This window comes from Pseudomonas sp. IT-P253 (assembly GCF_949768125.1).
Classification (GTDB): Bacteria; Pseudomonadota; Gammaproteobacteria; order Pseudomonadales; family Pseudomonadaceae; genus Aquipseudomonas.
Genome location: NZ_CATKPT010000033.1, coordinates 87,154 through 99,141, shown reverse-complemented (window position 1 = coordinate 99,141; position 11,988 = coordinate 87,154). Strand labels below are relative to the sequence as shown.

At 58.1% G+C, this 11,988-nt stretch carries 8 protein-coding genes; 5 read left to right on the top strand and 3 right to left on the bottom strand.

What is annotated here, in order from left to right:
- Nucleotides 1-33: 33 nt before the first annotated feature.
- Entirely contained in the window at nt 34-339 is a 306-nt protein-coding gene (locus ACM6IR_RS17735) for a PsiF family protein (RefSeq protein WP_414908903.1), read from the top strand.
- Between the two features lie 84 nt (nt 340-423).
- Nucleotides 424-1,437, top strand: coding sequence for an AI-2E family transporter (locus ACM6IR_RS17730; RefSeq protein ID WP_414908902.1), 1,014 nt, complete (start codon nt 424-426; stop codon nt 1,435-1,437).
- A gap of 132 nt (nt 1,438-1,569) precedes the next feature.
- On the opposite strand, the gene ACM6IR_RS17725 is transcribed toward ACM6IR_RS17730, so the two are convergent.
- Nucleotides 1,570-2,844 carry an Hsp70 family protein gene (locus ACM6IR_RS17725; RefSeq protein WP_414908901.1) on the bottom strand — a complete coding sequence of 425 codons (1,275 nt, stop codon included), beginning with the start codon at nt 2,842-2,844 and terminating at the stop codon, nt 1,570-1,572.
- A 298-nt stretch (nt 2,845-3,142) separates the two neighbouring features.
- Here ACM6IR_RS17725 and ACM6IR_RS17720 point away from each other — a divergent pair, with 298 nt between their 5' ends.
- Together ACM6IR_RS17720 and ACM6IR_RS17715 are read left to right on the top strand one after the other, a co-directional pair.
- On the top strand, nt 3,143-4,090 hold the full coding sequence (locus ACM6IR_RS17720) for a DnaJ C-terminal domain-containing protein (protein WP_414908900.1): 948 nt from the start codon (nt 3,143-3,145) through the stop codon (nt 4,088-4,090).
- 23 nt (nt 4,091-4,113) lie between these two features.
- The gene (locus tag ACM6IR_RS17715) at nt 4,114-4,419 is read left to right on the top strand and encodes a chaperone modulator CbpM (protein ID WP_414908899.1); all 306 of its coding nucleotides are present in this window, start codon (nt 4,114-4,116) and stop codon (nt 4,417-4,419) included.
- Nucleotides 4,420-4,475: 56 nt separating this feature from the next.
- Here ACM6IR_RS17715 and ACM6IR_RS17710 read toward each other — a convergent pair whose 3' ends face one another.
- Both ACM6IR_RS17710 and ACM6IR_RS17705 read right to left on the bottom strand, forming a co-directional pair.
- Nucleotides 4,476-5,387, bottom strand: coding sequence for an RHS repeat-associated core domain-containing protein (locus ACM6IR_RS17710; protein WP_414908898.1), 912 nt, complete (start codon nt 5,385-5,387; stop codon nt 4,476-4,478).
- Between the two features lie 291 nt (nt 5,388-5,678).
- Complete coding sequence (locus tag ACM6IR_RS17705; RefSeq protein WP_414908897.1) at nt 5,679-6,806, bottom strand: sensor histidine kinase; 1,128 nt, start codon at nt 6,804-6,806, stop codon at nt 5,679-5,681.
- A gap of 237 nt (nt 6,807-7,043) precedes the next feature.
- On the opposite strand from ACM6IR_RS17705, the gene ACM6IR_RS17700 reads away from it, so the two are divergent.
- Nucleotides 7,044-11,975 (top strand): NEL-type E3 ubiquitin ligase domain-containing protein, encoded by a 4,932-nt coding sequence (locus ACM6IR_RS17700; RefSeq protein WP_414908896.1) that lies wholly within the window; start codon nt 7,044-7,046, stop codon nt 11,973-11,975.
- The last annotated feature ends 13 nt before the right edge of the window (nt 11,976-11,988 follow it).

The following is an 11,988-nucleotide window of genomic DNA, read 5'->3' as shown; positions in this document are numbered from 1 at the left end:
CGTCCCTCGGCGCGGCAACAAGGAGAAAACGCCATGAAGATGTTGCGTGTCCCATTGTTGATGATCGGTTTGTTGCTCTGCTCCCAAGGCTTCGCCACCACTGCCCAACAGGACAAGATGACCACCTGCAATGCCGACGCTACCGCGAAAAGCCTCAAGGGCGACGAGCGTAAAACATTCATGAGCAACTGCCTGAAAGTGGCGCCGGCAGCCGAGGCCACCAAGCCCATGACCCCTCAGCAAGAAAAGATGAAGACCTGCAACGCCACCGCCACCACCCAGGCTTTGAAGGGCGATGCGCGTAAAGCCTTCATGAGTGAATGCCTGAAGAATAAATAAAATGGTGGGAAGCGAGCTTGCTCGCTTCGCCGCCAGAACGCTGGCAGACTGCCAATCCTTTCACGCCGTTCGTTTTGAGGCTGTATGCCAACGTTTTCTCAACGCCAAGTTTTGCTGCTGATCAGTTGGGTCATCATTTTTGGTGGTTTGCTGCTGGTGATCCCGCTACGTCTGTTGCCGAGCCTGCTCGCGGGTTTGCTGGTGTTCGAACTGGTCAACATGCTCACCCCGCAATTACAGCGGCTGATCGAAGGCCGGCGTGCGCGTTGGCTGGCGGTGGCGTTGCTGGGGACATTAGTGGTGAGTGTACTGGCACTGATCTTTGCCGGTGCCATCAGCTTTCTGCTGCACGAAGCGGAAAATCCCGGCGCTTCTCTCGACAAATTCATGGGGGTCGTTGATCGCGCGCGCGGGCAACTCCCGCCGTTCATCGACGCGTACCTGCCAGCCAGCGCCGCTGAGTTTCGTGTAGCGATCGGCGAGTGGATGACCAAACACCTCAGCGACTTGCAGCTCGTCGGCAAGGACGCGGCGCACATGTTCGTGACGCTGCTGATCGGCATGGTGCTGGGCGCGATCATTGCCTTGCAACTCGTGCCGGATGTGACCAAGCGCAAGCCTCTGGCCGCGGCGTTGTTTGATCGCCTGCACCTGCTGGTCCAGGCGTTTCGTAACATCGTGTTTGCGCAGATCAAGATTTCCTTGCTCAACACCTTCTTCACCGCGATCTTCCTCGCGCTGATCCTGCCGATGTTCGGCATCAAGCTGCCGCTGACCAAAACCCTGATCGTGCTGACCTTTCTGCTCGGCTTGCTGCCGGTGATTGGCAACCTGATGTCCAACACCCTGATCACCATCGTCGGTCTGTCGCTGTCAATCTGGGTCGCGGTGGCGGCGCTGGGCTATCTGATCTTTATCCACAAGCTTGAATATTTCCTCAACGCACGCATCGTCGGCGGGCAGATCAGCGCCAAGTCGTGGGAGTTGCTGCTGGCAATGCTGGTGTTCGAGGCCGCGTTCGGCCTGCCGGGCGTGGTGGCGGGGCCGATTTATTACGCGTATTTGAAGAGTGAGTTGAAGTTGGTGGGGATGGTTTGATCCGGTAGATGTGTATTGCCTGACAGGTGCTCTTCGCGGGCAAGTCGGATCGCCGCCCGCTCGCTCCTACAAGGATCACATGAATCCTGTAGGAGCGAGGCTTGCCCGCGAAGGGCGCGCCTCGGTTTTGGATCAGTCCATCGTGCCGTAGCGCTTCATGGCTTCAATCGCCAGCCCGCTGCCAATGCTGCCGAAGATGTTCCCTTCCACGTGCCGCGCATTCGGCAACATCGCCGAAACACTGTTGCGCAACGCCGGAATCCCGCTCGAGCCGCCGGTGAAGAACACCGTGTCGACCTGATCGACTCGCACATTGGCGTCGTTCAGCAGCTGGGTCACGCTGTTGCGCACGCGCTCCAGCAGGTTGTCGATGGCCGATTCGAACAGCGCACGGCTCAGCTCCACGCTCAAGCCCGGCTCAATGCGGTCCAGCGGCACGTGGCGGCTGTCGGCGTGGGTCAGCTGGATCTTGGTTTCTTCTACTTCCATGGCCAGCCAGTGCCCGGCGCGCTGGTCGATCAGCTTGAACAAACGGTCAATGCCGCCGGTGTCTTCGATGTCGTAGCGCATGCTGCCCAGCGCCAGGGTCGACTTCTGCGAGTACACCGAGTTGATCGTGTGCCAGGTCGCCAGGTTCATGTGGTGGCTGGTCGGCATGTAGGCGCCGCTCTTCATCCGGCTGCCGTACCCGAACAGCGGCATCAGGCCTTGCAGGCTGAGCTGCTTGTCGAAGTCGGTGCCGCCGATGTGCACGCCACCGGTGGCGAGAATGTCGTCGTGACGGTTGTCATGGGTTCGGCGCTCCGGTGACAGACGCACCAGCGAGAAGTCGGACGTACCACCGCCGATGTCGACGATCAGCACCAGCTCTTCTTTTTCGATGGTCGACTCGTAGTCGAACGCCGCCGCAATCGGCTCGTACTGGAACGAGACATCCTTGAAGCCAATGGCGCGGGCCACGTCCACCAAGGTGTTTTCCGCTTCCTGGTCAGCCATTTCGTCATCGTCGACGAAGAATACCGGGCGACCCAGCACCACTTCCTCGAACTCCCGACCGGCGGCAGTCTCGGCGCGCTGCTTCAATTGACCAATGAACAGCCCCAGCAGGTCCTTGAACGGCATGGCCGTGCCGAGAACGCTGGTGTCGTGCTTGATCAGCTTGGAGCCCAGCAGGCTCTTGAGCGAACGCATCAGCCGGCCTTCGTAGCCTTCCAGGTACTCGTGCAGCGCCAGACGGCCATACACCGGGCGGCGTTCTTCCATGTTGAAGAAGACCACTGACGGCAGGGTGATTTTGTCGTCCTCCAGCGCGATCAGCGTTTCCACGCCGGGGCGCAACCAGCCGACGGTGGAGTTGGACGTGCCAAAGTCGATACCGCAGGCACGGGCTGGAGATGCGTTTTTCATGTCTTTCGAGTTCCGGTTAAAAAACGGCCGCGCAGTGTATGTCAGTGCGACGAATATTCGAAGGCCGACTATCCGCTAAATCTCAGCGATTAGCGCCTTGAAAGACTATGCTTTGCCCCAAACTTGTCTGCATTGGGCTTGGTGGCCACCGGGCGGTCGCAAGAACCGTCCACCGCTGCCGATAAATTTCTGATGCGCTGCCCGGTCACAAACCTTGAGATCGGTCAACCTGGCGGCTGCCAATGAGCGCATGCTCCCAGTGACGGCGCGATATCGATAACGGATGGTGATTCCCTCGATGGACTTCAAAGACTATTACAAGATTCTCGGTGTGGAGCCGACAGCGGACGATAAGGCGATTAAGACCGCTTATCGCAAGCTGGCGCGCAAATACCACCCCGACGTCAGCAAGGAAAAGGACGCCGAGGCCAAGTTCAAGGATGCCTCGGAGGCTTATGAAGCGCTGAAAAGCGCGGACAAGCGCGCCGAATACGACGACTTGCGCAAATACGGCCAGCACGGCCAACCGTTCCAGGGGCCGCCAGGTTGGCAGGGTCGTGGTGCTGGCGGTTTTGGCGGTGGACAGGACTCGGGTGATTTTTCGGACTTCTTCAGTTCGATCTTTGGCAACCGTGGGCCTGGTTTTGGGGGTGAACAGTCGCGTCGCAGCACCGGACGTCGAGGGCAAGACGTGGAAATGGAATTACCGGTTTTTCTGGAAGAAACCCTCTCGACGGAATCAAAGAAGGTCACCTTCCAGGTGCCGCAGTACAACCCTGCAGGCCAGCATGTCAGCAATACCAGCAAAAGCCTGAACGTGAAGATCCCGGCCGGCGTGACCGACGGCGAGCGCATCCGCCTCAAGGGCCAGGGCGCACCGGGCGTGGGTGGTGGGGCCAATGGCGACCTGTTCCTGATCATTCGCTTTGCGCCGCACCCCAAGTTCGACGTCGAAGGCGAGAACCTGATCATTACCTTGCCGCTGGCTCCGTGGGAGTTGGCGTTGGGCACCGAAGTGGCCGTGCCGACACTGACCGGCAAAATCAACCTCAAGGTGCCGGCCGGCAGCCAGAATGGCCAGCGCATGCGCGCCAAGGGGCACGGCTTGTTGAACAAGGCGGGCGAGCGTGGCTACCTGTTCGTGCAATTGAAGGCGGTCATGCCCAAAACCTCGAGCGATGAGGTCAAGGCGCTGTGGCAGGAACTGGCGAACAAAGCCGCTTTCGACCCGAGAGAACACTTCTGATCCCAGAGACGGAGTAGCCCATCATGAGCACCCCCCTGATCGTTCAACTGGACCTGGCAGAATTCTGTGAGGCGACCGACCTGTCGGACGTTTACGTGATCGAAATCGTCGAGCACGGCATCCTCGAACCTCAGGGCAAGGCGCCCAAGGACTGGCGCTTCACCGATTATGAGCTGGTGCTGGCCAAGCGCGCCGCCAAGTTGCGGCGCGACCTGGAGCTGGAGTGGGAAGGGGTTGCCCTGGCGCTGGATTTGCTTGAAGAGGTTCAGCAGCTAAGGGCGGAGAACCGGATGTTGAGGCAGCGGTTGGGGCGGTTGGTGGTTGAATGATCACTCTTTGTATTGCACCACCAAACCAGTAGGAGCACGGCTGGCAATTCGGATTGCTAGTGCTCACTGTCCCTTCTGATGAAGTTTCTTAAATCAACCATTTCGACACTTCTATGTGACCAAGTGCCATCGGGGGTTCGACTCATACTGTATTGACGCACCACGTTGTCGGATATCCTTCTCGGCCGAGGAAGAGGCGGCACGTCTGAATCTATTGATCCGATTTCATGGATTGCAAATTCTGCAGGTCGAATTCTGGTTCTTCCGGTTGGACCCGAATTCGGTGACTCCATCATATAGCCTGTGCCCGTTCGTGACGCAGAACGCGTATGCGGAGACGGCGATACAGGTTGCGCACGCTGCGTAAACGAAGTTGGTTCTAACTGCGTATGCGCTCTTAGAGCCGCTGCCTCAGCATACGAAGGTAGTTCCGACGGTACATAGGGAGGCGGCGGATCCAGCGCATCGCCAGCGGATAGGGTTTGGGCCACAGAGAACGACCTCGTTGGGGGAGTTATATGCACATTAGCTGTAGCTGTCGTCCGAGTAGGTGCGGGGGGAGATGGAGACCTCCGTATGACAGACCTAATAGATGGAATTCTGAAATGCCCCGTCGGATCCGAAAGATTCACAGGATCCCCTACGCAATACATATACGCATTCAACCCACCCCCCCCAAACGGACTCCAACTGTCCGGGCTATGAAAGCGCATCAATACCGGGTTGTAAGCGCGGTAGCCATTACCTAGTAAATACCAGCCGATGTGCGCCTCGTGCAATTCACCGTTGAACTCCAATCCCGTTGCAACCTCCTGCTGCGCAGACGGCTGACCGTAGGCGGAATAGGCGATAGCGTTCGGCTTGCCCCCCGCGATTTCGGCGAGGACGGAATTTTTGTTGTCGGTCGCCAGCAACAGAGTGCGCGACAGGTTGGAGATGGCGTGTTTATCGGCAGGCGAAAGGGGCATGACGGGGTCTTCCTTGATGAGAGGATCGACGTGGATCAAAGTCCCGAGTTTGACGCTGTTGCTGAGTGTTGGGAACTATCAGAACTGATAGTGAGACGTCGCCCTGGCGCTGGATCTGTTTGCTCAAGCAGCGGCGGGGTGGTCTAGTGCGGTTCTGATGTATTTGTGTTGCCTATTCTGGCGCTATCGCGAGCAGGCTCGCTCCCACAGTTGATCGTATTCCATCTGAAAGAACTCGGTCGATGTGGGAGCGAGCCTGCTCGCGAAGAACGATAACGCCATTTCCCGCCCTCACACAGTCCTGGGCAGCACCACCGTAAACAGCGTGCCATCGGTTTCATTGGAGCTGACCTCGATCGTCCCGGCGTGCGCATTCACCACTTCCTTGACGATAAACAAACCCAGACCCAGGCTGGTGGAAGGTTGGCCGAGTTCTTCGTCGGCGCTGCGCACCAGTGGATCGAAGATCGTGCCGATGGCGTTCGCGGAAATCGGCGTTCCGTAGTTGTGGACAGTGAGGCGAACCGTGTCTGGCTCGCCGGTGAGCGTGACCGTTACATCCCGTTTGTTCAAACCGTGCTGCAACGCATTACCAATCAGGTTTTGCAGCAGTTGAGCCAGCCGTCCGGCATCCCAGACGCCTCGCGTATCGCCTTCCACCTTGACCGTGGGATCGCATTCCGGGTTGCCGGCGCAGGCTTCGGCAATCGCCGTATGTGTCGCCTGCGCAAGGTCCATCGGCGCGGTTTCGATCGGCAGGCTCTTGCCCAGGCGACTGCGCACCAACTCCAGCAAGTCGCTGACCATCACCGCCATGTGCCGAGCACCGCGCTTGATGTTGTTTGCGCAGACCAGCGCATCGCCTTCGAGCGTTGTTTTACGCATCAGCAACTCAGTCGACATGCTCACCGCTTGCAATGGCGCGCGCAGGTCATGGCCGAGGATCGCCAGGAAGATATCCCGCGAGCGATTCACCTGTTCGGCATAGGCCGCCGTGGATTCTGCGAGGGCTTCATCGATGGCTTCATTGAAGCGGATCATGTCCTGGAAATAGGCCAGGTCCGGCGATTCCAGGCCGTTGACCCACAGCCGAATCACACACGCGCGCAGGTGGCGGAACTCGCTGGTCATCTGTACCAGATCGAACCCCACGATATGACGCAGTTCACCATGGCTGGCGCCGGCTTCGTCCAGGCTAGGGGTTTTCTCCGGGCCTTCACCCTTGGCTTTGGCAAGTTGTTCGCTGGCGGTTTGTGCGCTGGTCATGTCGCGCGCTGCGGCCAACAGAATCGCCTTGGCGTGGTCGCGCAAGGCCGCACGATCCATGTTTTCGGCCGCCGGGGTAATGGTTCTGGCGAACTGCTCCCATTCATCGACGATACGGTCCACGTGTTGCCTGATGAATTCGGGGAGGCGCATGTCCGTTTTCCTGCGTGGGGTGTCGGGGAATCTTAGCCTTTTAAAGCGGGGGTAAAAACTACCGTCGGGAATCCAGATCAGCTGTTGGGTGGGCGGGGTGGTATTTATTTGTTTTTCAGGTTCTGAAGTTCAATGTTGTTTTGATTTTTTCGGGTTTTTTCAGCAGTTTTTTGAGCTTTTGTTTTTGCAGCGGATCAATAAGCTGGACGTTCTGTTCATCGCATAAGGATTTGCGAAATGACTGCAGTACCAGAAAAACCCTTGTCGGAAATGTCTCCGGAAGCGGTGAGGTTAGTCGGCAACATTTATTCGGATTATTTTGCGGAACATATTCCAGCCCTGATTCAACGGGCTCCCGTTTCAAGGCTGGAATCAATCGTGGACCTTAATCCAGGTTTTGCGGATTGGTACCTCCAGGCTCGCCCGATTGATCGTCAATACCTGCAACAACTCATACAGGAGCGCTGTTATTTACAAGACGCGGTCTCTGACAGTGTCGATAACCTGCAGACCGACATCAATGCGTTCGCGAAGCCATTACTGGCCCAAGCCATCAAAGACGAGTTGAACGTCGAGCTGGACGTCAGCACCACGTCATTGCGTCTGTATGTTCCCGCCACGCTTGGCTTTGGCATCGATACCCACGCCAGTCGTGTCAGGCAATCGTCACTGCTGGACGCGGCCCTGCACAATTTCGAGTTGTCTGAAACCCTTGAGGGCGCCTTTCGCGACGGTTCAGGGGTGTTTGTCAAAGACGCTCAAGGGGCGCTTCAACGCCATGAACTGACCGTCGAAAAGTTTGCCACGTTGTGTCGCAAGCTCGATATCGGTGCGCAGTATCAGCAACATATCCAGTCACTGTTGAAGCCCGCCATCGCCGTGGATCGCAAGCAACTTGAACAACGATTCATGGCCCATGAACGGGCTGTTTTCAATGAGGCCATGCTCGTTGCGTTACTGAAAAAAGAGATCGATTCTTATGCCTACGGCAAACTGCAAAAAGTGCGCGATGGCGAAAAAGACATCCTGTACCAAAACCGCCCCTTGCAGGCTCACCGGCTCTCACTGTTAGGGACGAGGCTGAGCGGCATCGTGCTGTTCAGCGCAGTGGCCGATCCCTCGCGAATTAAAAACGCTGTCGAGCAGTTGATACCGCAAGACCTGCAACGCCTGATGGAGTGGTCGCGCCGCCTGGCGGTCTTGCCGGGGCAGGAGTTTGACCAGTTCAAGATATTGCAGGCGTTTTTTGCCAACGGCCCGAGTGGCGTGGCCGAGGAAATGGTTCGCCGCAACGATACCTATGAGCAGAATCGGTTGGACGGGAGGCTGATCGCCTACGTTCCGGGCGACCCGGATCATCCCTTCAAGCAATATGATTCTTTTACCGACTTCATGAAGGAACTGACGAGCCAGTTGCGCGCGGAGCCGTATCAACAGTTCTTCAGCCGGTTCGTGCCCCATAAGGACAAGGGGCGCTTTTTCGCGCGAGTCAAAGAGCGCTTTAGCACCTTTACCTGGAAACAGCGCGAGCCGCTGGACATGGGCCCGTGGTGGCGAGAAACCGCCGTCGAGAACCCTGATGCCGAACCGATTACGAACGTGATCGAGGGTGATTTCTGGGAGCAGTTCTGCCTATGGCGCACAGACAAGGCGAGCGCCGACGCGCGACAGATCGCCGTTCCCACGGGCGATGAAGACGCCACTGCCCGCTGGAAACGACTGACCAGCTACCTGGACATCGGCTGGAACATTTTCAATTTCGGCGCCATGTTGATCCCCGGTTTAGGCGAAGCCGTGCTGGCGGCGATGGTCGGCCAAATGATGCTCGAGACCCTGGAGGGGATTGAGGACTGGAGTAAGGGCGACAAGGAAGAGGCCTCGTCTCATTTCACCGGAGTCCTGATCAATTTCGCCCAACTGGCACTCATGGGCGCGGGTCATTTTTTACCGGGTGGCGCGCCTGTAGCGGTCAAACCCTCGTCATTGATCGACGGACTGAAAAAGGTCGAACTTGCCGACGGCAAGACCCGCCTCTGGAAACCCGATCTAAACCCATACGAGCATAAGGTGATGTTGCCCGGCGATTCGAAACCAGACGCACGGGGGCTTCATCGCCACAACGAGCAAGACATCCTCTCGCTGCAGGGCAAACATTTCGAGGTCAAGGAAAACCCCCAAACCGGGCAACCGCGACTGCGTCATCCGGACCGGCCGACGGCCTACCAGCCGAGGGTGGAGCACAACGGTGCCGGTGCCTGGCAAACCGAACTCGACCGTCCCGTCGAGTGGGACAAAACCGCACTCATGCGGCGACTTGGGCCTGCTGTCGAGGGGGTCTCCGACGCAACTCTGGAGCAGGTCCGGATCGTCAGCGGCGTTGAAGAAGATGTTCTGCGCAAACTGCACGTGGAAGTTGCGCCGCCACCGGCGCTGTTGACCGACACCCTCAAGCGCTTCAAGGCCTATGCCGAGGCGGGCACGTTGGAGGGACCGAAGAAAAGCCGCTTCGAGTCGATTTACAAACGGAGCGAGGTCGCGGCCGACGCCAACGTGATCTTGCTTCAAGATGACTTCGGCCAGCTGCCGACCAGCGTCGCCGAGGAGCTGCTGGCGGATGCCTCGGCAGAGGAATTGACGGCGATGAGCCGCGACAGGCGTATTCCGTTGCAGGTAAAGGAGCGTGCCCGTGCCGCCCTGCCGGAAGTGCGGTTGAACCGCGCTTATGAAGGGCTTTTTCTCGAAGAACTCCACAGTACGGACACTGACAGGCTGATGCTGCACACGCTTGAAACCCTGCCGGGTTGGTCGGGCGACGTGCGCATCGAGGTGCGCAACGGTGCATTGTCAGGCTCGCTGGATGACAGCATCGGCCCGGCTGAAGCCCCCGTACGCAAGGTACTGCTCAAAAACGAAGACGGCCTGTATGAGGCGCGCAGTGAAGACGACCATGAGCTACACGGTCCCGATAACGTTTTGGCTGCGGTGCTGCATGCCTTGCCCGATGCCGAACGTGAAGCATTGGGCTACCAGATCAATCAATGGGAGGCCCTCGGTCAGGCCGTCCGGCGTTCCCCGCTGAACCACGAAAAATTCCGAGCGATCCTTGCCGACCATCCAGTGCGAAGGCTGAAGTTCGATCCGGAAACGATGAAACTTCGAGGCGGTATGCAAGGCTTTCGTCGGCTCTCTGGGCAACTGAGCGCACTAGAGCGTGTTCAGTCCCTTCGTCCCGGCTGGAGCGACACCGACATCCGGACCTTCCTGGAGCACAGCGACATCGCAGGGACGCCGGAGGAACGAGCGGGCGCCCTGGAGGCCGAGTTCAATCAACTCAACAGCAGCTTTCGGCGCTGGCTGGATTCACCCACCGATTCCTTCAGCATGTCCTCGGATGGCATTTCACAATGGCAGTCTCGTAATAGCGTCTATAGGGCCGTCAGGCGCTGTTGGCAGCGCACCGGCCCCCGGGATGTCGACGCCGTTGGCAACCCGAGAGGATGGGTTCTTGATCTCCGTAATATCCCCATGGGGCGGCACCTGGAAACGATGCCGAAACTGGAAGCGAATTTTGAGCATGTCACCCAACTGAAATTGCTCAACACCGAAATGAGCGATGCCCACGCTTCGTTTCTTGAGCATTTTCCAAGGCTGCGATCCCTGACCATGAACAACAATCGGCTGACCAGGCTGCCGACGGCAGTGGGCCGAATGCAATATTTGACAGAGCTTCACCTGGCCAACAACCGGATCGAATTGACCCTCCAGGCAAGGGACGCACTGCGCGATCTGATTCAACTTGAGTCCATTGATTTGCGCAGTAACCCGTTGCGATGGATTCCGGATATCAGGCGCATGCCGATGTTGCACACGCTGATTCTCGCGGACACCGGAATTAACACTTGGCCGGCCGGGTTGTTTGCTCAGCCTCGGTTTCGGCATTTTTACCTGGACCTGCGGCACAACGTCATTACCGTTGTACCCGAGGTCGTTCAGGGTTCCGCTGACGCCGAATTGCTGGCTCGAACGATGGTGAGTCGTGAGCCGCGCTGGATGTCGCAAACAAACCTTAATCGGTTCAGAGATTACATCCGCTACGTCGGCCTGGACCCTGATCGGCCCTATCCGTCCCGTGGCGTGCGCGACAGTCTTAACTGGGAAGAAGGCCTGACGCGTGCAGAATGGGTCGAACGACAGGAGCTGTGGAATGAAGTGGAAGATGAGTTCGGTTCGGTCCCGTTCTTCGATCACATCAGGCTGCTCACCAAGTCCAGCCACTTCACAAATGACCAGGCGTTCAGGGTCGACATGACCGCCAAACTCTGGCGAATGCTGGAGGCCATGCACAAGAACAGCGAACTGCGCAGCAATCTGTTCAAGCTGGCCCGAGAGCCGATCAACTGTGTCGATGCCGGGGCGGCGCTGTTCAATGCCATGGGCCTTGAGGTGCTGATTCATGAAGCCTACGAATTGGCCAACCCAAGTCTGGTCGAAGCCGAACTGGTATCGCTGGCCAAGGGTAAATCCCGCCTGGATGAGTTGAGCCGAATCGCTCGTAAAGAGGTTGCCCAGCGCCTGGAGAAGGGTGAGGACTTCAGGCGGGTCAATGAGCAAGGAGAGGTCTCGGGGACCATTGACGAGGTCGAGACTCACCTGGCTTACATGACCGACCTGGGCCGTCGGCTGGACTTGCCGTGGCAATCCCGGGATTTGCAGTTTCGAACGCACTCCGGCGTCACCCCGCAGATGATCGACGACGCTTTTACCCGTGTGCTGGCGCTGGAAGAGGGCGATCTGCTGCGCGATTCGATTGTCGAGCAACCATTTTGGCAGTCTTACATTCAGGGCTCCAATCGCGGTGCGTTCAAGGCCATGAGGCGCCGACTGGATGCGACGACAGAGTTTTACATGGCGCTGGACAGGCGCGCGACCGAGTCTCTTTCTGTGCAGGAAAAGGCGCAGTTGAAAGAAGAGATCAGGGTCCTCGCCGCAGAGCTCGGCAAATCGGAAAGCGAGATCGCCCCCGGTCGCGTCATGACCACCGATGAGTATGAAACCGAAATGAGTCTGCTCAATACCCAGAAGCTGGCATTACTCAAGACGCTCACCCAACAAGCGATGGATCGGGCAAAACTGCAACGGGTCGAAATCCCCTTCACCGTGAAACCCTGATGGTTGTCCCGGC

Coding starts and splice junctions, on each gene's coding strand:
- ACM6IR_RS17735 (WP_414908903.1), top strand. CDS start 34: ATGAAGATGTTGCGTGTCCCATTGTTGATGATCGGTTTGTTGCTCTGC.
- ACM6IR_RS17730 (WP_414908902.1), top strand. CDS start 424: ATGCCAACGTTTTCTCAACGCCAAGTTTTGCTGCTGATCAGTTGGGTC.
- ACM6IR_RS17725 (WP_414908901.1), bottom strand. CDS start 2,844: ATGAAAAACGCATCTCCAGCCCGTGCCTGCGGTATCGACTTTGGCACG.
- ACM6IR_RS17720 (WP_414908900.1), top strand. CDS start 3,143: ATGGACTTCAAAGACTATTACAAGATTCTCGGTGTGGAGCCGACAGCG.
- ACM6IR_RS17715 (WP_414908899.1), top strand. CDS start 4,114: ATGAGCACCCCCCTGATCGTTCAACTGGACCTGGCAGAATTCTGTGAG.
- ACM6IR_RS17710 (WP_414908898.1), bottom strand. CDS start 5,387: ATGCCCCTTTCGCCTGCCGATAAACACGCCATCTCCAACCTGTCGCGC.
- ACM6IR_RS17705 (WP_414908897.1), bottom strand. CDS start 6,806: ATGCGCCTCCCCGAATTCATCAGGCAACACGTGGACCGTATCGTCGAT.
- ACM6IR_RS17700 (WP_414908896.1), top strand. CDS start 7,044: ATGACTGCAGTACCAGAAAAACCCTTGTCGGAAATGTCTCCGGAAGCG.